This is a genomic window from Magnetospirillum fulvum, from assembly GCF_900108475.1.
Classification (GTDB): domain Bacteria; phylum Pseudomonadota; class Alphaproteobacteria; order Rhodospirillales; family Magnetospirillaceae; genus Phaeospirillum; species Phaeospirillum fulvum_A.
On record NZ_FNWO01000014.1, the window covers coordinates 1 to 20,692 of the forward strand.

At 66.4% G+C, this 20,692-nt stretch carries 17 protein-coding genes; 10 read left to right on the forward strand and 7 right to left on the reverse strand.

The window, feature by feature from the left end:
* Window positions 1-60: 60 nt before the first annotated feature.
* The gene (locus tag BLW40_RS14645) at window positions 61-1,191 is read right to left on the reverse strand and encodes an IS481 family transposase (RefSeq protein ID WP_074769087.1); all 1,131 of its coding nucleotides are present in this window, start codon (window positions 1,189-1,191) and stop codon (window positions 61-63) included.
* Between the two features lie 199 nt (window positions 1,192-1,390).
* Here BLW40_RS14645 and BLW40_RS14650 point away from each other — a divergent pair, with 199 nt between their 5' ends.
* Window positions 1,391-2,218, forward strand: a complete 828-nt coding sequence (locus BLW40_RS14650) for an MBL fold metallo-hydrolase (protein WP_074769887.1) — start codon at window positions 1,391-1,393, stop codon at window positions 2,216-2,218.
* A gap of 7 nt (window positions 2,219-2,225) precedes the next feature.
* Here the strand turns inward: BLW40_RS14650 and BLW40_RS14655 are convergent, their stop codons facing one another.
* A complete protein-coding gene (locus BLW40_RS14655; RefSeq protein ID WP_074769889.1) occupies window positions 2,226-2,831 on the reverse strand; it encodes a TlpA family protein disulfide reductase in 606 nt (201 codons plus the stop codon).
* Window positions 2,821-3,819 carry an MDR family oxidoreductase gene (locus tag BLW40_RS14660; protein WP_074769891.1) on the reverse strand — a complete coding sequence of 333 codons (999 nt, stop codon included), beginning with the start codon at window positions 3,817-3,819 and terminating at the stop codon, window positions 2,821-2,823. Before BLW40_RS14660 ends, BLW40_RS14655 begins: the two co-directional genes overlap by 11 nt.
* Before the next feature lie 124 nt (window positions 3,820-3,943).
* Here BLW40_RS14660 and BLW40_RS14665 point away from each other — a divergent pair, with 124 nt between their 5' ends.
* Window positions 3,944-4,417 carry a hypothetical protein gene (locus BLW40_RS14665; protein WP_074769893.1) on the forward strand — a complete coding sequence of 158 codons (474 nt, stop codon included), beginning with the start codon at window positions 3,944-3,946 and terminating at the stop codon, window positions 4,415-4,417.
* A gap of 29 nt (window positions 4,418-4,446) precedes the next feature.
* Here the strand turns inward: BLW40_RS14665 and BLW40_RS14670 are convergent, their stop codons facing one another.
* The 3 genes from BLW40_RS14670 to BLW40_RS14680 all read right to left on the reverse strand — a co-directional run bounded on the left by BLW40_RS14670 (window position 4,447) and on the right by BLW40_RS14680 (window position 6,955).
* Window positions 4,447-5,178: a J domain-containing protein gene (locus BLW40_RS14670; RefSeq protein WP_074769895.1), complete on the reverse strand. Its 732-nt coding sequence runs from the start codon at window positions 5,176-5,178 to the stop codon at window positions 4,447-4,449.
* Window positions 5,179-5,306: 128 nt separating this feature from the next.
* The gene (locus BLW40_RS14675) at window positions 5,307-6,116 is read right to left on the reverse strand and encodes a DUF4197 domain-containing protein (protein WP_074769897.1); all 810 of its coding nucleotides are present in this window, start codon (window positions 6,114-6,116) and stop codon (window positions 5,307-5,309) included.
* 5 nt (window positions 6,117-6,121) lie between these two features.
* On the reverse strand, window positions 6,122-6,955 hold the full coding sequence (locus BLW40_RS14680) for a hypothetical protein (protein WP_074769899.1): 834 nt from the start codon (window positions 6,953-6,955) through the stop codon (window positions 6,122-6,124).
* 143 nt (window positions 6,956-7,098) lie between these two features.
* Here BLW40_RS14680 and BLW40_RS14685 point away from each other — a divergent pair, with 143 nt between their 5' ends.
* The 8 genes from BLW40_RS14685 to BLW40_RS14720 all read left to right on the forward strand — a co-directional run bounded on the left by BLW40_RS14685 (window position 7,099) and on the right by BLW40_RS14720 (window position 18,854).
* Window positions 7,099-8,904 carry an extracellular solute-binding protein gene (locus BLW40_RS14685; RefSeq protein WP_074769901.1) on the forward strand — a complete coding sequence of 602 codons (1,806 nt, stop codon included), beginning with the start codon at window positions 7,099-7,101 and terminating at the stop codon, window positions 8,902-8,904.
* Window positions 8,901-10,013, forward strand: a complete 1,113-nt coding sequence (locus BLW40_RS14690) for a microcin C ABC transporter permease YejB (RefSeq protein ID WP_074769903.1) — start codon at window positions 8,901-8,903, stop codon at window positions 10,011-10,013. The genes BLW40_RS14685 and BLW40_RS14690 overlap by 4 nt, the downstream gene beginning before the upstream one ends.
* Before the next feature lie 6 nt (window positions 10,014-10,019).
* The gene (locus BLW40_RS14695) at window positions 10,020-11,042 is read left to right on the forward strand and encodes an ABC transporter permease (protein WP_074769905.1); all 1,023 of its coding nucleotides are present in this window, start codon (window positions 10,020-10,022) and stop codon (window positions 11,040-11,042) included.
* Complete coding sequence (locus BLW40_RS14700) at window positions 11,042-12,676, forward strand: ABC transporter ATP-binding protein (protein WP_074769907.1); 1,635 nt, start codon at window positions 11,042-11,044, stop codon at window positions 12,674-12,676. Before BLW40_RS14695 ends, BLW40_RS14700 begins: the two co-directional genes overlap by 1 nt.
* A complete protein-coding gene (locus BLW40_RS14705; protein ID WP_074769909.1) occupies window positions 12,673-13,377 on the forward strand; it encodes a M48 family metallopeptidase in 705 nt (234 codons plus the stop codon). The genes BLW40_RS14700 and BLW40_RS14705 overlap by 4 nt, the downstream gene beginning before the upstream one ends.
* Window positions 13,378-13,433: 56 nt before the next feature.
* The gene (locus BLW40_RS14710; RefSeq protein ID WP_074769911.1) at window positions 13,434-14,294 is read left to right on the forward strand and encodes a fumarylacetoacetate hydrolase family protein; all 861 of its coding nucleotides are present in this window, start codon (window positions 13,434-13,436) and stop codon (window positions 14,292-14,294) included.
* A 502-nt stretch (window positions 14,295-14,796) separates the two neighbouring features.
* Window positions 14,797-18,396, forward strand: coding sequence for a CHAT domain-containing protein (locus BLW40_RS14715; protein ID WP_074769913.1), 3,600 nt, complete (start codon window positions 14,797-14,799; stop codon window positions 18,394-18,396).
* Between the two features lie 50 nt (window positions 18,397-18,446).
* A complete protein-coding gene (locus BLW40_RS14720; protein WP_074769915.1) occupies window positions 18,447-18,854 on the forward strand; it encodes a hypothetical protein in 408 nt (135 codons plus the stop codon).
* A 350-nt stretch (window positions 18,855-19,204) separates the two neighbouring features.
* Here BLW40_RS14720 and BLW40_RS14730 read toward each other — a convergent pair whose 3' ends face one another.
* Window positions 19,205-20,668: an MFS transporter gene (locus BLW40_RS14730; RefSeq protein WP_074769919.1), complete on the reverse strand. Its 1,464-nt coding sequence runs from the start codon at window positions 20,666-20,668 to the stop codon at window positions 19,205-19,207.
* Window positions 20,669-20,692: the final 24 nt, after the last annotated feature.

Here is a 20,692-nt window from a genome sequence, read left to right on the forward strand (position 1 = left end):
TGTTTAGACCGGAGAGATGGGTAACAGGTGTTCGGGGACATGGGTGACAGTTAGGGCATCCTAATCCACCGGGTCGCGCAAGTCGATTTGCGCGACCCGGTGTGCGCCGAAGCATGCCTCCCAAATCCCATCGCAGGATGTTGGCCTGAGGGCAAGGCTGTGGCCCTTGAATGCCTTGCACAGGCGGATCTGGCGGCCTTTGAAGCTTATAAACCCGCCGTCCTGGACCTTGCGCAGGGTTTCGCCTGGGGCGTAATCGGGCGAAGAAAGTATCTCGGGAAAGGCCCGTCGGCTCGCCCTGTAGCGATCCATCGGCACCGCCATGTCGAGGGCCTCGTGCGGGCGATCATTGTTGTAAATGGATCGCCAATTGTCGAAGCGCTGCTGACACTCGACCAAGTCGCGGAAGCGCCGACAGGCCAGAACTTCGGCCTTCAGGGTGCGATGGAATCGTTCATCCTTGCCCTGCGTCTGCGGATGGTAGGGCCGCCCATGGGCGACACGGATGCCGAGTTGCATCAGCCATACGGTCAGCGGTGTCCAGGGCGAACCTGGTCCATCACCCCAGGGAGAGCCGTTATCCATCACCATGGCTTCGGGGAGGCCATAGCGCCGGAAGGTGATGGTCAGCCGATCCTTAACCGTATTGCCGGTCTCGTTTGGGCAAGCTGCCAAGCAGAGAGAAAATCGAGAATGGTCGTCGAGCACCGTCAGGGGATGGCACCGTCCAGAATCGATGGCAAAATGTCCTTTGAAATCCATCTGCCAGAGCCGGTTGGGGGCGTCATGCTCAAAGCGGGTGAAGGCGGTGGCCGCCTGTGAGGCCCGAGGATCGATCAGGCCATGGCGAGCCAGGATCGCCGTGATCGTCGAGGCAGCCGGCGTTACTTTTCCGGCCCGCTCCAGAACGCGACGAATCTTGCGTCCGCCCCATACTGGATGCTCCGCCCGCACCGCCAGAACCGAAGCTTCGACCTCGACCGGGGTCTGACCGGGACTGTGCTGGGGGCGCCGCGACTGGTCTGCTGACCAATGCTCCTCATGCTCGGTAAAACGTCCGAGCCATTTGTATCCGGTCTTACGGCTGATGCCGTATCGCCGACACAGATCGGCGACGTTGGCGCCCGCCTGGCTCGCCAGGCGGGCGAACTCTTCCCGTTGCGACATGACTGACACCTCATGGAACGGCATGGCTCCCTCCTGCGAGTGCTCATGCCTTGAAGTGTCACCCATGTCCCCGAACGGGTGTTACCTCTGTCCCCGGTCCGTACACCCCACAGGAGATGGCGGGGTTTTTTTCGTATTACGGGTGCTGATGTGATCCATTCCATTCGCGCCGGGGGCAAAGCGCGCTAACCTGGGACGATCGACCCGGGCGGAGAAGAGCGCGATGGACGTGCGAGTGACGTTCTGGGGGGTACGCGGCTGCATCGCCAGCCCGTCACCGGAGACCAGTCAGTACGGCGGCAACACCACCTGCGTCGCCGTTGAGATCGACGGGCGGATGCTGATTTTCGACGCCGGAACCGGGCTGCGCCGGTTAGGCGCGCAGATGCGCCGCGACGGCTGGAGCGAAGCCGATCTGTTCCTGACCCATTATCATTGGGATCATATCGGCGGGGTGCCGTTCTTTGCCCCCGGCTTCGATCCGTCCTTTCGTCTGCGGATTTTCGGCCCCCGCCTCGACGACGGAATCGGCCCCGCTTTGGCGCTGGACCGGCAGATGCAGCCACCCAGCTTTCCTGTGCCGCTCTCCTTGATGCGCGGAATCGATTCGATCAGCGGCTTTTCGATCGGGGAGACATTGTCCCCGGTCGCGGGGGTCAGTCTGCGCACCGCGTCGCTGAACCATCCCGGCGGGGCCTGCGGTTATCGGATCGAAGGGGAAGGGTGGAGCGTCGCCATCGTCACCGATACCGAGCATCGCCCCGGCCATCTCGATCCGGCGGTGGTGGGGCTGTTCGCCGGGGCCGATCTGGCGCTTTATGACAGCACCTACACCGACGAGATCTTTTCCGCCCGCCGGGGCTGGGGCCATTCGACCTGGCAGGAGGGGATCCGGCTGGCCCGCGCCGCCAAGGTCAAGCGGCTGGGGTTGTTTCACCACGACCCCGGCCATGACGACGATTGCCTGGATGCAATCGCCGCCGCCGCCGCCGCGCGGTGGCCCGGTGCCTTCGTCGTGCGCGAGGGAACCTCGGTGACGCTGGCGGTGTGATCCGCCGTTACCGTCTTGCTCCCGCGATGGTGGGGGCCATGTCGGCGGTGAGGGGACGGCCCTCGGCCAGGGCGGCGAGCAGGCGGGCCGCCCCCGGCCCCTCCCAATCGACGGCACCGATGACCCGGCCGATTTCGTCGCCCCGGCGGTCGATCAGCAAGGTGATCGGCAGCACGCGGGCACCCAGCATCTCGGTCAGGCTGCGGGGATCGCCGGTGCGGATGTCGAGCGACTGGATGCCGAGGCGGGCGAAGGTGGCGCGCGCGGTCGCCGCACCGCCGCGATCGAGCGCCAGCGCCACCACGGCGAGGCGGTTGCGGGCCAGCAGCGGCTTCATCCGGTCGAGCGCGGGCAGTTCGGCGACGCAGGGCGCGCACCAGCTTGCCCACAGGTTGAGCAGGATCGCCTGACCGTGCAGGGGCTCCAACCCGACCGGTTTGCCGTCGCCGTCCCGCATGTCGAGCGGCGGCAGTGGGATCGGGCTGGGGTGAAGGTAGAGACCGGCCGTGGCGGGGGCCGCCGCTGCCGTCCGGGACGAAGCGGCGAGGGCGGCGGCGAGCAGGAGGCCACCCAGCACCGCCCGGCGGGTCAGGATCTGGCGATCAGACGGCATGGGGGTCGATCACGACGCGGCCGCGAACCTGTCCCTTCAGGATGCCCGCGCCCAGGCTGGGCAGGTCGGCGAGATGGGCTTCGGAGGTCAGCGCGTCGAGCCGGTCGAGCGGCAACACCTCGGCCAGCCGCCGCCACGCCTCGATCCGGCGCGGGGTCGGACACATCACCGCGTCGATCCCCAGCAGCGAGATTCCGCGCAGCAGGAAGGGCAGGACGTTGCCGTCGAAGTGCACGCCGCCGACATTGCCGCAGGCGGCGACCGCTCCCCGTGCCTTGAGGGTGGAGAGGACGTGCGACAGGGTCGAGCCGCCGACTCCGTCGATCACGCCCACCCAGCGTTCGGACAGCAGCGGCTTGGTCGGAAGGACGGCAAGTTCGGCGCGGTCGATGATCGCGCTGGCCCCCAGCGACAGCAGGTAATCGCGCTGGTTGGCCCGCCCGGTCGAGGCGACGACGCGATAGCCCAACCGCGACAGCAGCAGCACCGCGATGCTGCCCAATCCGCCCACCGCACCGGTGACCAGCACCTCGCCATCAGTGGCGGGCGACAGCCCGGTTTCTTCCAGCGCCATCACCGCCAGCATCGCGGTCAGCCCGGCGGTGCCGATCGCCATCGCCCGGCGGGGCGTCAGCCCCAGGGGCAGCGGCACCAGCCAGTCGGCCTTGACCCGCGCCTTGCCGGCATAGCCGCCCCAATGGAGTTCGCCGACCCGCCAGCCGCCGCAGATTACCGCGTCGCCGGGGCGAAAGGCCGGGGAGTCCGACGATTCGACCGTGCCTGCGAAATCGACGCCGGGGATATGGGGATAGGATTTCACCAGCCGACCCAGGCCGTTCAGGATCATCCCGTCCTTGTAGTTCAAGGTGGAATAGGCGACGCGGACGGTGACTTCGCCGGGGGGGAGGTCGGCTTCGGTCAGAGCGCGGATCGAGGCGCGCACCGAACCGTCTTCCTCGGTCAGCAGCAAAGCGGGGAACGCACTCATCGAAATCTCCCTGGGGACATCGGATACGGTCACTCTATCACGGCGTCCCGGCCACACCCCAGAGAGTGTCGGCCGCGCCGGGCTGTGGCATAGTGACGGACCCGTCCCTCGATCCGGAGCGGTCATGGCCCGCGTTCTTGTCCTTGTCCTGCTCAGTCTGGCGGTGCTGTCCGCGCCGGTCGCGGCGGCGCCCAAGCCGAAGAAATGCTTTACCCTGCCCGAGCTGACCGCAGAGCGCGAAGTCCGTCACGGCATCTATCTGCGCGAGGCGTCCCGGCGCTGCCAAGGGCGCTTTCTGCCGGATTCGGTCAAGACCTGGGACACGTTCGAAGAGGCCAACGGGGCGAAGTTCCGTGCCGCCGTCGCCCGTCGCCTCAAGGCGTGGCAACGCGAATTTCCCGCCGACTGGCAGGCCAAGCAGAACCACGCCGACGGCAGCATCGTCACCTATGCCCGCAATCACCCGCTGACCGAAGGGTTCTGCGAGAATATCGGCGAGTTGCTGACGATGATTACCAAGCGGGGCTATGGCGGCTTTTCCGCCCAGACCAAGATCATCAAGAACGAAGTGGTGCAGGCCTATAAGGCCTGCCAATAGACCGCCGTCTCCGTCCGTTCCGGCTGCGGTCAGAGGGTGCGGAGCAGGTCGATCGCGGCGTTCAACTGGCTCATCCGCAGATGGTTGCCGTGGCTGCTGTCGGGGTGGTGGATGGTGGCGAGCATCCGGAACTTCGCCTTGACCATCCGGCGGTCGGGGTTGAGGCCGGGGGGGAAGCCCAGGATGTGCAGCGCCTCTTCGCGGGTCTGCACCCCGCCCGGAAGCACTTCGAACGACAAGACGTTGATGATCGCCTTTAACCGTTCGATCTCCTCGGTCGCGGCGGCCAGCGCCTTGCTTTGCTCGCTGACGCCGCGGCGGCGTTCGACCTTGGGGAAGGTCTCTTCTTCCGGCTCGGGAGGAGGGGGCGGCGGCGGCGGGGGGGCGGCGGGATCGTCGAGCCGCAAGGCCAGCCCGCCCTCGTCCAGCGCCAGGGCCAGCCCCAGGGCGCGGCGAATCGTTTCGACATCGAAACCGGGAGCCATCCGGATTTGCAGACGCGGTTTGCGCCGCCACGGCCGCCCTTCGGCCGGGCCGGATTTCAGCACCACCGTTTCGCGGTCGTGGATCGGCGGCTCGCCCGGATCGGGGAAGGTGGCGATGGTTTCGACCGGCAGGACCAGCAGGACCGAACGGGCGATGTCGGCGACATTGACCCGCCGCCTCGCCGCCAGCGCCTCGACCCGGTCGCGGAACGCGCTGGGGCAAGGGACGGTATAGGAATGCTTGACTGGGGCGGGGCTGTCTACGGTATCTCGCATGGCGCAATCGTCGCAGTGGGCGGCGGGAAATCCTTGCCGAACCGGAACGAATAGTCCGATGCGGCCCCGCCGTCAACTACTCTTGTTGGCCGATAGCTAAAAACAAAGATATATGAGGCATTTGCCTCTCAGCCCCCGAAGACCTTTTTCAGCAACTCGGTCGAGCGCTTGGCCGGGTCGGTGCGGATCGCCGCCTCTTCCTGGCCGATGCCGGTGAAGATCGCCCCCAGCGCGCGGGTGAGGACGTGGTCGGTCAGCAGCCCCGGTCCGCCCGACAGGGCCTGACCGACCACCGGCAAGCTTCCGGCGGCGGCGGTCAGCGCCTGATACGAGGTCATCGCCCCGGTCTGGGCCAGTTCGGACTCGATCACCGGCCGCATCGCGGCGGATAGATCGGGGGTCATCGTCCGCTTGAAATATTGGGTGGCGGAATCCTTGGGGCCGCTCAGGATGGCGCGGGCGTCGTCCAGGCTCATCTTGTCGAGCGAGGCGAGGAAGATTTTCTGCGCCTCGGGCGTCGCCGCCTCGGCGGCGCGGTTCAGCCGCACTTCGAGATCGTCGAGCAGGCCGGACTGACCGGCCAGGGCCAGACCGGAGCGGAGCGTGGACAGCTTGGCGGGCAACGGGATGTGGACCAGCGGATCGGCGTTGAACCCGTCGCTGCGGCCCAGTCGCCCGGTGACCTGGGTCACCGCCTGCTTCAGCGCCGCGGTCAGGCCCGAGCCGATTTCGGCGGTCGAGGCGGTGGTGGTGATGGCGGCCGGAGAGGCCGCGCTGGAGGTCGCGGTGGGCGCGGCGGCCGACCCGGCCGACTGCTGGCGCTCCAATTGCTGCTTCAGCAGATCCTTGCCCAGGTCGGACCAGCTTTGCGCCGACACCGACACGGGGGCCGCCAGCAGGAGAGCGGCGGCGCAGAGGGGAAGACGGAGAGGGCGCACGGGCGTCAGGCCTCGATCAATTGAAGAATGTTGCCGTCCGAACCGAAGCAGGCGGCGGTCAGTGGCCCGCCCCGGCCCGAGCCGGAATCCAGCGTCGCGATATGGGGGCCGAGCACGATGCCGCCGCCGCGATGGTCGGCGCCGCGCACCACCAGCTTGAAGCCGTAATAGGGCTCGGCCAGGGTCGAGAACGCGGTCGAGCCCCACCAGAACGAATCCCCCTGGGCCGAGGGCGGCCGCGCCGGATCGAGCCCGGCATGGGTGAACAGCAAGGTGGTGTCGTCGGTGAAGGCGGCGTGCTTCAACACGCTCATCAGCGCGGTATGGCCGTCATAGGCTCGCATCGCCTGGCGCAACTGGCCGGTCCAGCGGGTCATGGCCAAGATACCCTCGCGCACGCACAGCAACCCCTCGTCCAGATTGCCGCCATAGGCGGCGACGGTCGGACCGACGCCGTGGTCAAGCATCCAGCGCAGCACCTCGCCCGGATTGGGGGCGAACTGCAATTGCAGCAGCTTCTGCCACATCTCTTCCTGGGTGCCGCGCAGATAGGCGACGTCGTCGAGCCCGACGCCGGGCCGGGCGATATAGGCGCGGCGGAACAGCAGGATTTCATCGACGGTTTGCAGCACCGAGGCGCTGTGGCCGAGATAATCGCCCAGATAGACCAACTGATCGCCCGGCTTGCATTCGGCGGCGAGACGGGTGTGCAGTGCGTGGAGACGGGTAACCTCGCCGCGAATGGCTCCGATCGCCCAAATCCGTCCGCCTCCGCGCAAGGTGGCGAAGACGTTCGATTCGGACGGTGGTGGGGGGGGCTTCTCGGCTTCGGCGGTCATTGGGCTGTACGTCTCTTCCTCCCGATATATATCGTCGCAGCCGAATGGCGTTGCGTCAACGCTGCTCTATCACCTCTGCTTGCCCTCGACGATTAATCCGGCCACACTCGGGCCACCCCCTCCCTGATCGGTCCGGTGATCGCATGCGTGTCGTAGTCGCCCTTTGCCTTGCCGTCTGCCTCGGCCTGTTCGTGTCCGCCGCTTCCCGCGCCGCCGAGGCTCCGGTCCCGGTGCACGGCGCGGCAATGCATGGCGCGCCGAAATATCCGGCCGACTTCACCCATTTCGACTATGTCAATCCCAATGCCCCCAAGGGCGGCGAAATCCGGCTGGCCGAAACGGGGGGATGGGACAGCTTCAACCCCTTCACCGTCAAGGGCGAGGCACCAAGCGGGGCCGATCTGCCGTTCGAGACGTTGATGATCGAATCCGCCGACGAGCCGTTTTCCGAATACGGTCTGCTGGCCGAAACGATCGAGTTCCCCGCCGACCGCTCGTGGGTGGCGTTCACCCTGCGGCCCAAGGCGCGCTGGCACGACGGCAAGCCGATTACCGCCGACGACGTCGTCTTCTCGTTCGACATCCTGAAGACCAAGGGCCATCCCCGCTATCGCTTCTATTACGCCGCCGTCGATAAGGTCGAGAAGGTGGCCGAGCGCAAGGTCCGCTTTACCTTCAAGCCGGGCGACAATCGCGAATTGCCGCTGATCCTGGGCCAGTTGCCGGTGCTGCCCAAGCATTACTGGAAGGGCCGCGACTTCGCCGCCACCACCCTGGAGCCGCCGCTGGGCAGCGGTCCTTATAAGGCTGGGCCGTTCGAGACCGGGCGGACCGTCACCTGGGTCCGGGTCAAGGATTATTGGGGGGCCGATTTGCCGGTGCGCCGGGGCCAGTACAATTTCGACCGCATCCGCTATGACAGCTACCGCGATACCACGGTGGCGCTCGAAGCGTTCAAGGCGGGCGAGTACGACTGGCGGCTGGAGATGGAGGCCAAGAAATGGGCCACCGGCTATCAGGATTGGTCGGGGCTGAAGGACGGGCGGGGCTTAAAGGAAGCTTTCCCCAACCAGCGTCCGGCCGGGATGCAGGGCTATGTCTATAATTTGCGCCGTCCGCTGTTCCAAGACGCCCGGGTCCGCGAGGCGCTGGCCTACGCCTTCGATTTCGAATGGACCAACAAGACCCTGTTCTATGGCCAGTACAAGCGCACCGCCAGCTTCTTCGCCAATTCCGACATGGCAGCATTCGGCCTGCCGGGGCCGAAGGAATTAGAGGTGCTGGAGCCCTGGCGCGACAAGGTGCCGCCCCAGGTCTTCACCAGCGTCTACAAGCCGCCCGAGACCGAGGGCGACGGCAACATCCGCGCCAATCTGCGCGCGGCGATGCGGTTGTTGGAGGCGGCGGGCTGGACGGTCCAGAACGGCAAGCTGGTCAAGGATGGCCAGCCCTTCGTGTTCGAAATCCTGCTGGTCCAGCCGGTGTGGGAGCGGATCGCGCTTCCGTTCGCCCGCAATCTCGAACGCCTGGGGATCGAGGCCAACGTCCGCGTCGTCGATACCGCTCAGTACAAGAACCGGCTCGACCGGTACGATTTCGACATGGTGGTTCACGTCTGGGGCCAGTCACAATCGCCCGGCAACGAGCAGGCGAGCTTTTGGGGCAGTGCCGCCGCCGACGCGGTGGGCGGGCAGAATCTGGCCGGGATCAAGAATCCGGCCATTGATGCCCTGGTCGCCGCTCTGATCGCCGCCCCCGACCGCGAGACCCTGGTGGCGCGGTCCAGGGCGCTCGACCGCGTTCTTCTGTGGAACCATTACGTGATCCCGCAATGGCATCTGGGGGTTGACCGGGTGGCGTGGTGGGACAAGTTCGGCCGCCCCACGGTCACGCCCGCCGCCGGGGTGCGCCCGATGGCGTGGTGGGCCAAGGATTCGGCGAAGAAATGATCGCCTATACGCTGCGCCGTCTGCTGCTGATCCCGCTGACCCTGTTCGGCATCATTCTGGTCAATTTCGCGGTGGCGCAATTCGCCCCCGGCGGTCCGGTCGAATTGATGCTGTCGAAGATCCAGGGGACGGCGGTCGATGCCGCCGCCCGCGTCTCGGGGGCAGGCGGGGCTGAAAGCGGGGGCAGTCGGCCACAGGCCTGGGCCGGGCAGGAGGGCGGCTCGGGAGCCTATCGCGGCGCCCAGGGGCTCGACCCCGCCTTCGTCAAGGAAATCGAGCGCCAATTCGGTTTTGATAAGCCGCCGATCGAACGCTTCTGGCTGATGGTCGGCAATTTCGCCCGGTTCGATTTCGGCAACAGCTTCTATCGCGACGTGCCGGTCACCCAATTGGTGATCGAGAAGATGCCGGTATCGGTCTCGCTCGGCCTGTGGAGCACCCTGATTATCTATCTGGTGTCGATCCCGCTGGGGATCGCCAAGGCCACCCGCGACGGCTCGCGTTTTGATATCGCCACCTCGTGGGCGGTGATCATCGGCTATGCCGTGCCGGGCTTTCTGTTCGCGATCCTGCTGATCGTGCTGTTCGCGGGCGGCAGCTATCTGTCGTGGTTCCCGCTGCGCGGACTGACCTCGCCAGGGATGGAGGGGGCCGGATTCGTCGCCCGTCTGCTCGATTATCTCCACCACCTCGCTTTGCCGGTGACGGCGCTGGTCGTCGGCGGCTTTGCCGGTCTGACGATGCTGACCAAGAACGCCTTTCTGGAAGAGATCGGGAAGCAATATGTCATTACTGCCCGGGCCAAGGGCCTGACCGAGCGGGGCGTGCTGTACGGCCACGTCTTCCGCAACGCGATGCTGCTGATCGTCGCGGGCTTTCCCCGCGCCCTGGTCGCGATCCTCTTTACCGGCTCGCTGCTGGTCGAGATCATCTTCTCGCTCGACGGAATCGGCCTGTTGGGGTTCGAGGCGGTCAGCAACCGCGATTATCCGGTGATGTTCGGCACCTTGTACGCCTTCAGCCTGCTCGGGCTGCTGCTCAATCTCATCGGCGATCTGACCCTGCATTGGGTCGATCCCCGCATTGATTTCGAAACCAGGGAGGGCTGACGCCAGATGAGACTGTCGCCGCTCGACCGCCGTCGCCTCGCCGCGTTTCGCCGCAACCGGCGCGGCTTCTGGTCCTTGTGGATTTTCCTCGCCGTGTTCGGCCTTACCCTGGCCGCCGAACTGGTCGCCAACGACCGCCCGATCCTGGTGGTCTATGATGGCGCGGTTTATGCCCCGGTCGCCGTCGATTACCCGGAAACGACCTTCGGCGGCGATTTCGCCACCTTCGCCGATTACCGCGACCCGATGATCGCCGCCAACATCGCCGAGCATGGCTGGGCGGTGTGGCCGCCGATCCGCTTCAACAACGGCTCGATCAATTTCGACCGGGGTGGCACCCATCCGGCCCCGCCCGGCCAGGGCAATTGGCTCGGCACCGACGATCAGGGCCGCGACGTGCTGGCCCGGCTGATCTATGGCCTGCGCCTGTCGATCCTGTTCGGTCTGGCGCTGACGGGGGTCAGTGCCGCGATCGGCGTCGCCGCCGGGGCGGTGCAGGGCTATTTTGGCGGCTGGACCGATCTGCTGTTCCAGCGCTTTCTCGAAATCTGGGGCGGGTTGCCCGAATTGCTGGTGCTGATCATCGTCGCCTCGATCATCACTCCGGGCTTCTGGACCTTGCTGCTGGTGCTGGTGCTGTTCTCCTGGACCAGTCTGGTCGGGGTGGTCCGCGCCGAGTTCCTGCGTGCCCGCAATTTCGATTATGTCCGTGCCGCCCGCTCGTTGGGTGTGTCGGACCGGCGGATCATGATCCGCCACGTTCTGCCCAACGCGATGGTGGCGACCCTGACCTTTCTGCCCTTCATCCTCAGTTCGTCGATCGTGTCGCTGACCGCGCTCGATTTCCTCGGACTGGGGCTGCCGCCCGGCTCGGCCTCGCTGGGCGATCTGCTGCGTCAGGGCAAGGAGAACCTTCAGGCGCCGTGGCTCGGCCTGACCGGATTCGTGGTGGTGGCGGCGTTGCTGTCGCTGCTGGTGTTCGTCGGCGAAGCGGTGCGCGATGCCTTTGATCCGAGGAAGACCCGCTGATGAGTGCTTCTGCCCCGATTCTTGCCGTCGATAACCTGTCGGTGACCTTTGGCCATGGTGCCGAGGCGGTCGAAGCGGTGCGCGGCGTCTCCTTCACCCTGGCCAAGGGCGAGACCCTGGCCCTGGTCGGCGAGTCCGGTTCGGGCAAGTCGGTGACGGCGCTGTCGATCCTGCAATTGCTGCCCTATCCCCGCGCCCACCATCCCAGCGGCAGCATCCGCCTGGACGGGACCGAACTGGTCGGCGCGCCCGAGCCGGTGTTGCGGGCCGTGCGCGGGGCCAAAGTGTCGATGGTGTTCCAGGAGCCGATGACCTCGCTGAACCCGCTCCATTCGATCGGCAAGCAGGTCGCCGAGGTGCTGGAACTGCATCAGGGGCTGCGCGGCGAGGTGTTGCGCGCCCGAGTGCTGGAGATGCTGGCGCTGGTCGGCATTCCCGACGCCGAAAGCCGTCTGGGGGCGTTGCCGCATGAATTGTCGGGTGGGCAGCGCCAGCGGGTGATGATCGCGATGGCGCTGGCCAACCAGCCCGATCTGTTGATCGCCGACGAGCCGACCACCGCGCTCGACGTCACCATCCAGGCCCAGATTCTGACGCTGCTGAAGGAGCTTCAGGCCCGGTTCGGGATGGCGATGCTGTTCATCACCCACGATCTTGGCATCGTGCGGAAAATCGCCGACCGCGTCTGCGTGATGACCGGGGGTGAGATCGTCGAGACCGGCCCGGTCGAGCCGGTCTTTACCGCGCCGGTCCATCCCTATACCCGCAAGCTGCTGGCGGCCGAGCCGGGCGGCCATCCGCTGACCCCTGCCGCCGACGCGCCCGACGTGATTGCCGCCGACGACATCAAGGTATGGTTCCCGCGCAAGGGTGGGCTGTTCGGCCGCACCACCGGCTATCTGAAAGCGGTGGACGGGGTGTCGGTGCGGGTCCGGCGCGGCCAGACCGTCGGCATCGTCGGCGAATCCGGCTCGGGCAAGACCACGCTGGGGCTCGCCTTGCTGCGGCTGCTGAAATCCGAAGGCGCGATCCGCTTCGAGGGCCGCCCGATCGAGCGGATGAGCGCCGCCGATTTGCGTCCCTTGCGGCGTGGAATGCAGATGGTGTTCCAAGATCCCTATGGCTCGCTGTCGCCCCGTCTGTCGGTCGAGGAGATTGTCGGCGAGGGGCTGGAGGTTCACCGCCTCGCCGCCACCCGGGCCGAGCGCCGCCGCCTGATCGACGAAGCGCTGGACGAGGTCGGGCTCGATCCCGCCTTTGCCGATCGCTATCCCCACGAATTTTCCGGCGGTCAGCGCCAGCGGATCGCGATTGCGCGGGCGATCGTGCTGAAGCCCGCGTTCATCGTGCTGGACGAGCCGACCAGCGCGCTCGATGTCTCGGTCCAGTCGCAGATCGTCACCTTGCTGCGCGAGCTTCAGGCCCGCCACGCCATCGCCTATCTGTTCATCAGCCACGATTTGCGGGTGGTCCGCGCCCTGGCCGACCATCTGGTGGTGATGAAGGAGGGTAGGGTGGTCGAATCCGGCCCGGCGGAGCAGCTGTTCTCGGCCCCCGCCACCGCTTATACCCGCGCGCTGATGGCCGCCGCCCTCAATCTGGAGGTGGCGCCCGCAGGCGTCGCGGTCGAGTGAGTCCGCCCAACGATCCGCCGCTGGTGATCGACATCGCCGGTCGCCCCGTCACCATCTTGCTGCGGCGTTCGGCGCGGGCGAAGCGGCTCAGCCTGCGGCTCGATCCCGCCGGGGCGGCGGTGCTGGTGCTGCCGGTGGGGATGCCCGCCCGCGAGGCCGAACGCTTCGCCCGGCTGCAACACGATTGGCTGGCCGCCCGGCTTGTCGCCGCGCCGCCGAGTCTGGCCCTGGTGCCCGGTGCCATCGTGCCGCTGCTGGGGGTGCCGCATCTGATCCGCCACGACCCGGCCGCGCCGCGCAAGGTGGCGGCCCAAGCCGGAGAAATCCGCGTCGGCGGTCCGATCGACATGGTGCCCCACCGGGTCGAGCACTTTCTGCGCGCCGAGGCGGCGCTGCTGCTGGCCCATCGTGCCCGGACCCTGGCCGCCCAAATCGGTCGGACGGTTGGACGGGTCACGGTGCGCGACACCCGGTCCCGCTGGGGCAGTTGCTCGGCGGCGGGGGCGCTGTCCTTTTCCTGGCGGTTGGTGCTGGCGCCCGATTGGGTGCTGACCTATGTCGCCGCCCACGAAGTCGCCCATCTGGTCGAGATGAATCACGGCCCGGCCTTCTGGGCCTTGGTCGAGCGGCTGAACGGCGATCACCGCCCGGCGCGGGACTGGCTGAAACGCCACGGACCCGCTTTGCACCGGATCGGCTGATCTGGAAACGGCCCAAGTGTTATGCTGGGCCAGGCTGATAGAGGGAGACCACGGCAATGCGCTTTGCGGTTTACAGCACGGACGGCCGGGCGGGACTGGCCGTCGCGGCGGCGGACGGGGTGTTTCATGGCCTGAGCGAGGGCGCGCCCGGCTATCCCGGCAGCCTGGACAGCCTGATCAAGACCGGGGCCGATCTGGCGACAATCGGGGCGGCGCTGCTGGAATCGGCTCCCGTGGTCGATCTCAAGGCGGTGACGCTGGCGCCGCCGCTGGCGCGGCCGGGCAAGATTCTCTGCGTCGGCCTCAATTACGCCGCCCATGCCCGCGAGACCGGGCGCGAGCCGCCGACCTATCCGACGATCTTCGTCCGCTTTCCCACCACCCTGATCGGGGACGGTGCCGCCTTGGTCTGCCCGCGTGTGTCCGAGCAGCTCGATTACGAAGCCGAACTGGTCGCGGTGATCGGCACTGGCGGTCGTCATATCGCCAAAGCCGACGCGCTTAGCCACGTCGCGGGCTATTCGGCCTTCAATGACGGCTCGGTGCGCGATTATCAGGCCAAATCGACCCAATGGACGATGGGGAAGAATTTCGACGCCACCGGGGCGTTCGGGCCGGTGTTTGTCACCGCCGACGAATTGCCGCCGGGCGGGGCGGGGCTGCGGATTCAGTCCCGGCTGAACGGGGTGACGGTGCAGGATTCGACCACCGACGACATGATCTTCGATATCGCGACCCTGATCGTGTTCTTAAGCGAGGTGATGAGTCTGGAGCCCGGCGACATCATCGTGTCGGGCACGCCGTCCGGGGTCGGCATCGCCCGGACGCCGCCTTTGTTCCTGCGGCCGGGCGACGTCAGCGAAATCGAGATCGAGGGGATCGGCATCTTGTGCAATCCGGTCGTCGCCGAGGCATAAGCTCGGCTCGGCGCCTGCCTTCCTGTCGCGCGGCGGATGATTTTGGACGGGGTGAACACGTTCATCCGGCCTCATTTCCTTCCCCGATCACCAGCACCTCGCCACGCACAGCGGCCTGCGCCGCTTGGGGTGCTGCTGATCGAGTCGGCTGGCGAGACGGGCTGGCGGGTAGACGGAAGGCCTTGTGGGACGCTTCCGGATTGGGACCGTATCGAATCCTATCCTGCTCGCGTTCTGGTCGGGCCGTAATGTCCTGGGGCTGCCGTCGCCTGTCAATCGGCATCGGAAGCGTAAGCCCCGTAACCCAGTGAACGACTGGCGGCGATGTCGCACATGTTGGCCTCGGTCACGGTCTCAGGCCATCGTCCGCGAATAGTGGACTGACGGCCGATGGTCAATTTCTGAAGCGACGCAACGCAGGCAACGCCACAACCTTTACATTTGACGGCGGCGTGTTCGCGTGTTCCCCTTTTTGACGAGGATCGTCATGTTGGGGGTGGGCATGGACGTCGTTCTGTCGGTGAGCTCGTCGTCGGTCGCGTTGCTGAAGGACGGGACTGCGGTGGGTGCCGACCGCGATCTTGGCGAGGCCGACGTCACCTTGCTGGAGGGGCTGTCGGCCCGCTACGCGACGGTGCGCGAACTGGGGGCGGCCCAGGCGTCCATCGCCAATGTCCAGTTGCTGGAGATCGGCCGTGAGCTATACGGATGGCTCGACGGTCGGCAAGGCTGGCTGGGGGACCTGCGGCGTGTTCTGTTGCCGCCATTTCTGTTCGAGATCCGGGCGCCGCTGGTGCCGGACCGGGCGGTGCTGGCGGTGCTGCGCGCTCCCTGGGAAGTGCTGGCCAACGACCGGGGCTTTCTCGCCGCCGATTCTGATCTCGGCTACGCACCGTTCCGCCGGTTGGGGGAACCGGTTGCTCCCGCCAAGCGGCCGCAATTGCCCGCCTTTCGCCTGGGGATCGCGGCAATGGCCTCGGCCCCGCGCGGGCAGCGGGAGCTCGATTACGAGGCCGAGGAAAGCGCCATCCAGAACGCTGCGGGCAGTGGCGTCGATCTGGTGGTGGAGGAGAGCGGCGACCCCGCCCAACTCGGCGAGCGCCTGAGCCAGATCAATGCGAAGCATCACCCCACGGTGCTGCATTTGTCGTGTCACGGCGACGACGACTGGCGACCCAGCAAGGAGGCCCCGCGCCGCCCGGTCCTGATGATGGAGGACGCGACCGGTAACGAGAGGCCCACCAATGCCCAGGATTTGATCGCGGCGATCAAACCCTATCGGCCGCATCTGCTGTTCGTGTCGGCCTGCCTGACCGCGAGCGCGGCTCCCGGTTCCGAGGGATCTGCGCAATCAATGGTGGAGATGCTGGTGCGGCATGTGCCGGCGGTGCTGGGTTGGGACGGCAGCGTCGCCGACGTCGCCGCCACCGCCTTCGCCCAGGTCCTCTATGGCGGTCTCGCCCGGAAGATGACGGTTGCGGAGGCCGTTGCTGCGGCTCGCCAAGCTCTGTTGAACGGTATCGCCCCCGCCTGGGAGGGCGGCGCGGGAACGCGCGACGCGACGACGGTGGATCCGATCGCCGTCCTGCTCAACGCGCCGGGGATCCAGAAGGCCAACTGGCATCTGGCGCGGGTCTGGCTGGGTCCCGAGGGCGGTGGGCCGGTGGTGGGGGGGACGGCGCGGCGCTCGCTGTTGCCGCCGAGCCATGTGTTCAAGCAGATCCTCGTCAGCAAGGGCGACGACCAGCTGGTGGTGCCCGACCCGGCGCTGTTCGTCGGGCGGCGACGCGAGATCCAGGCGTCGCTCAAGGTGCTGGTCGGCGACGACCATGTCGGGGTGTTGCTGCACGGGATGGGGCGGCTGGGTAAAACCAGCCTTGCCGCGCGTCTTGCCAGCCGCCGCCCCGATCTGAAGCTGGCGGTGGTGTATGGGCGCTACCTACCACAAGATATCCTGGCCGCGCTGGCCGAGGCCCTGGCGACGTGTGAACAGGCCCGCTCTCTGCTGGACACGAACCGGGATGCGGTCCGCAACAACGCCGAGGCGCTGGAAACTACCCTGATCAAATTGCTGTCCGGCCCGTGCGCCCAATCCGATGTGGAGCAACAGCCGGTGCTGCTGCTAATCGACGATCTGGAACGGATTCTGGAAGCCGATCCGCAGGGCGGACGGCATCGGGTGCGGGCGGCAGAGCGGCCAACGCTGCGCGCGGTGCTGCGGGCCTTCGCGCGGAGCGGCACCCGCAGCCGACTGGTGCTCACCAGCCGCTTCCCCTTCACCCTGGTCGATGGCGACGTCGAGTTGACGGCGACGCTGGCGGAGATCCAGGTGCCACCCTTTTCGGACGGGGCAGGCGACAAGCTGAGGCGGCGTCAGGTGGCGGTGGCCCGGCGAGAGGTGCCTGACCTCACCGATGCGGTCCTGGCGGGGCGGCGGGAGTTGCTCTGGCGGGCGCAGGCGGTGGCGCGGGGCAATCCCGGGTTGCAGGACCTGCTGGGGGCACGGCTGGTGCTGCGCCCGTCGGTGCCGGTCGAGCGGGTCGAGGCCGTGCTGGCGGAGATGGAGGTGTGGCTGTGGGGCGGCACCCGGCCGCAGGACGAGACGGTGCGGGCCACCCTGGAGAACATGGCGGTCGAGGCGCTGCTCGACCTGGCTGGTGGGGCGGAGCGGGCTCTGCTGCGGGCAATGCTGCTGTTCCAGCTCCCGGTTCCGGAGACGGGGATCAGGCATTTGGCGGATCAGATCGGCGGCAGCACTGCCCGCCTGCGCGATCTCGGACTGCTCGACCGCTTCGAGGATCTGGTCGATCCGCAGGTTCCGGCGCTGGCGGCCAACCGCCTCGTCGCCGATCGCCTGACGCCGCCGAGTGCCGCCGAGCAGGCCGGGCTGGCGAAGCTGGTGGTGGAGGACCTGTTCGCGGCCTGGGGCGGGGCGGACGGCAGATTGTCGCGGCCCTATGCCGTCAACATCGAGCTGACCCGGTTGGGACTCCTGGCGGAAGACGGGGCCGTGGTTGACGCGTGCGTCCTTAATGCGGTGTGGGGTCTGAAGAGCAGTGAACCTCGGGCCGCGGGGGAACTGGGGGATGCGGCGATCGTACTCCTGGAGCGAGAGGGGCGGACGGTGCCGTTCCGGCTGCTGGCCTGGACCGCCGCAGCCCTGCAAACCTCCGGGAATGGGGCGGCGGCTGCCGAGGTGCTGGCACGGGGTGGCAGCCGTCTGGCCGAGATCGGCCCGGAAGACGAGACCAGCGATTTCGGGCATTACCTGATTCAGCTTGGTGACCTTCAGATGACCAAAGGTGATCTGGACGGGGCCCGGGCCACCTTCGAGCGGGGGTGCGCGCTGGCCAAGAGGCTTGGGGAGGAGACGAACTGGGCAATTGCCCGAGGCCGGATCGCCGACATCCTTAAGGCCCGGGGCGATCTGGATGCGGCCCTCAAGATCCGTCAGGAGGAAGAACTACCGGTGTATGAGCGGCTGGGCGACGAGCGCTTGCGCGCGGTGACGATGGGGGATATCGCCGACATCCTTCAGGCCCGGGGCGATCTGGATGGCGCCCTCAAGATCCGGCAAGAGGAACAACTGCCGGTTTATGAGCATCTGGGCGACGTGCGTGCTCGCGCGGTGACGATGGGGAAGATCGCCGACATTCTGAAGGCCCGCGGCGATCTGGATGGCGCCCTCAAGATCCTTCAGGAGGAAGAACTGCCGGTCTATGAGCGGCTGGACGACAGCGACGGTATCGCCGCCGTCCGGTTCAACTGTGCCCAGATCCTCTTGGCGAAGGAAGGTCTGACCGAAGGAAACGCACAGGCGATCATCGACGACTTGGCCGAGAGCTTTTCCCGTCTGCAGAAGTCGGGTCGGGCCGACGCGTTGGTCGCGGTTGGCGGCCTGTTCGGTCAGGTGCTGGCGGCTGTTGGTCAGTTCGACGAGGCCATTGCCGTCCTCGACGTCGCGGTGGCGGCTGCGGACAAACTGGGTCGGGCCAAGCAGGTTGCCCAAATTCGCGCCTTGCAAGATCAGATCCGCCAGAGAAAGGCTGACGGGGTGGGTAGCGAAGACACGCCATCTCCGCATCAAGCCCCAGGGGCCTGAGCGATACGGCGAGATCCCCCGTCACTCCACATCAAGAAGGATCCCACCCCATGCAGGCGTTACAGTTCCAGGTGGTTGGTGCCGCGAGCGCGACAGCCGCCGACCAGATCACCGCCGCCCTGTCCGGCCTCATTCCAGGCGTCGAGGTGACCAGCGAGTCGGTCGAGGCGGGCAGACCTGAAACCCAGCGGGTGATCGACCCGGTGGCACTGGCGGCCCTGATCCTTTCTATTCCATCGGCTGTGGTCGCCGTGTGCGATCTGGTCGATCGCATCGCCAAGCGCAAGCGTGCCGCCGAGATCGTCGAGGTGGTGCAGCGGGTCCAGGTCGAGACCAAGGTGGTCGTTTTCCTGGCCGGTCCAGATGGGGCGTCCGTCCCCTTCGACACCCTCACGCCGGACAGGCTGCTGGAGATCGCTGGCGAGCTTGCCAAGGTCCCGCCAGCACAGGGGGAATGACGATCCCGCACGCGGTCACACCGGTGGTGAGCCGGGCCACGTCCTGACGATCGGCGTCCGGTAATGTTCGCCAAATTGACCGGCGATGCGGCCTACATGGCCGACAACACTTTCGTCGGTTGCCACAAATCGACCCCGACGGTCCAATGGAAGTTTAAATGCTCTGCGACCGCGAGCGTCTGGACGAGCGAGAGAAGCGGTATCTGTCCGCTTGCAACCCCTGAGTTGTACGGGTCCGTGCAGTCACAATATAACATTGATGTCGATGTTGTATTATTCGCACGAACAGAGAGCATTGTCTCCTCCCACCAGTAACACGCTTGTCCTTCATTGCCGAAGTTCCTCTTCAGTCATTCCGGAAGTTTCTTCGGCAGCCAGAGCCATGCGATGATGCCGACGGCGAGTGCGATCACCCCGCCGATGCCCGCGGCGACATGCAGACCGCATAGAAATCCCTGCTTGGCCTGAAGGGCCAGTTCCGGCGGCAGGTTGGGCTGTGCCAGGGTTTCATTTAATGTGCCCGCCACACCCGGACCGAAAAGCCGGAAGCAAACGGCGGCGACCGAGCCGAGCAGTGAGATGCCGAGCGCATTGCCCAGTTCGTTGCTCGTCTCGGCAATCGAACCCGCTGCGCCAGCTCGTTCCGCCGGAACGGCGGATACGGCGATCTCCGCCACGAGGCTGAACGAAAGCCCGTATCCGATGCTGGCGATTACGGTCGAGGTGACAAGTACGGCCGTACCTGCCTCGGTGCTAGTGAGAAGAAGCAAGAGAACACCGCCGCCGATCAGGAGGTGCGTCGCCACCAGCGCTACCTTCCGGCCGATCCGCTCGACGATCCGACTGGTCCCGACGCAGGTTGCGGTGAGAACGAGTGCGCCCGGCAGCGTCAGCAGAGCCGCCGTGAAGACGGGATACCCGAGCACCGATTGCAAATAGATGCCCGACAGATAGCCCGTGGCAGACCACACAACGAGCGACAAGAGGCCAGTGAGAATGGCGAGAGTGAACACGCGATCATGAAACAGACTGAGATCGAGCAACGGATCATTGATCCACGTCTGCCGCCGGATGAAGAGCGCCAGTGCGGCGACGCTGATCCCTCCGACCAACATCTGATGGATGCCAAACCCATATGCGGCCGCCGTCTTCACCGACCAGGTGAAAAGCAGGATACCGACGAAGGACAGGATAAGACTCGGCAGATCGACGCGGCCGTAGCGTGTCGATCGCACATCCCGCAAAAAGAACGGAGCGGCGATCAGGAAGATAACCACCACGGGCACATTGATGAGGAACACCACGCCCCAATCGAAGGACACCAGCAGAGTCCCACCCAGCAGCGGCCCAATAGCGAAGCCAGCCGCGAAGGTGGCGGCGAAAATGCCAATGGCTAGCGCGCGTTCACGCGGGTCGGGAAACAGTGCGCTGACAATGGCGAGACCGGACGGGAGAAGCGTGGCCCCGCCGAGACCCATCAGCGCTCGGCAGGCGATGAGTATTTCAGGTGTATTGGCGAAGGCTGCGCCGAGCGAACCGAGACCGAAGACACTCGCGCCCGCCGTGATGAGCTTCAGTCGCCCGTAACGATCGCCGATATTGCCGAAGGTGATGAGCAAAGAACCGACAACGAAGCCATAGATGTCGAGAATCCAGAGTGCTTGGTCCGCCGTCGGCGTAATCGCCTCGGTAATGTGCGGCATGGCGAGATAGAGCACCGAGCCGTCCATCGCGACGAGCAGAACGAGACAGAGAACCGTGAAGAGGCCGAACCACGATTGGCGGCGGGACGGCTGGGCAAGAGTGTTCGCCATCAGCGGAAATCCTTAGCCTCGGAG